This is a genomic window from Streptomyces sp. NRRL F-5126 (genome assembly GCF_000721265.1).
Taxonomy (GTDB): Bacteria; Actinomycetota; Actinomycetes; order Streptomycetales; family Streptomycetaceae; genus Streptomyces.
Map to the genome: position 1 here is coordinate 1 of NZ_JOFZ01000120.1, position 328 is coordinate 328.

General features: G+C 77.1%; 1 protein-coding gene. It reads left to right on the forward strand.

What is annotated here, in order from left to right:
- On the forward strand, positions 1 to 328 hold a 328-nt coding region (locus IH48_RS0132610), incomplete at both ends, for an ROK family protein (RefSeq protein ID WP_030913164.1).

Here is a 328-nt window from a genome sequence, read left to right on the forward strand (position 1 = left end):
CGCTGACCGTGGACAACGAGGCCAACTTCGGCAGCCTCGCGGAACTCTGGCTCGGGGACGGCACGCCCCGCGACTTCCTGCACGTGTCCGCCGAGATCGGTATCGGTGGCGCGGTGGTCGTGGACGGGCGGCTGCTGCGGGGGACGCGCGGGTTCGCCGGGGAGCTGGGGCATGTGCCGGTGCGTCCGGAGGGCCCCGCCTGTGTGTGCGGCGGGCGCGGCTGTCTGGAGCAGTACGCGGGGGAGGAGGCGGGGCTGCGGGCGGCCGGACTGGAGCCGCGGGAGGACCGGGTCGGGCTGCTGGGCGAGCGTGCGGCCGCGGGGGGCGG